This window comes from Curtobacterium sp. APC 4022, from assembly GCF_030407555.1.
GTDB lineage: Bacteria > Actinomycetota > Actinomycetes > Actinomycetales > Microbacteriaceae > Curtobacterium.
In genome coordinates this window covers 1-617 of the sequence record NZ_JASDDD010000109.1, presented here as the reverse complement: position 1 = coordinate 617, position 617 = coordinate 1, and the positions used below count along the sequence as shown (strand labels likewise).

Here is a 617-nt window from a genome sequence, read left to right as displayed (position 1 = left end):
GTCCGGACGGGAGGCCCTGGGTCACGTGACCAGCGTACGGTGCGTCCGCCGCGCCTCCCGTCCGGCGACCTGCCGGAGCCGACGCCGGCGCTCCCACCCACCCACGAGGCGACGACGCACGGAGTCGGACCGCACCCGCGGCCGTGGCCAGAGGGCCCGCAGTACGACCCGGAACTGCTCGAGCACGGCGACACCCGCAACGTCGTCGACCGCTTCCGGTACTGGAGCATGGCGGCGATCGTCGCCGACCTGGACACCCGCCGACACGGCTTCGACGTCGCCATCGAGAACTGGCAGCACGACCTGAACATCGGGTCCATCGTCCGCACCGCGAACGCGTTCCTCGCCGGGACGGTGCACATCATCGGACGGCGGCGCTGGAACCGCCGCGGGGCGATGGTCACCGACCGGTACCAGCACGTGCGGCACCACGAGGACGTCGCCGCGTTCCTCCAGGTCATGCGTGCCGAGGGGCGGCCGGTCATCGCGATCGACAACACGCCCGGGGCCTCGCGGATCGAGACGGCGGAGGTGCCGGAGCGCTGCGTGTTCCTGTTCGGGCAGGAGGGGCCGGGGCTGACGGACGAGGCGGTCTCGGGGGCGGCCGGGCACCTGGA

General features: G+C 73.1%; 1 protein-coding gene. It reads left to right on the top strand.

What is annotated here, in order from left to right:
- Positions 1–69: 69 nt before the first annotated feature.
- On the top strand, positions 70–617 hold a 548-nt coding region (locus QL987_RS16870), incomplete at its 3' end, for a TrmH family RNA methyltransferase (RefSeq protein WP_290158815.1).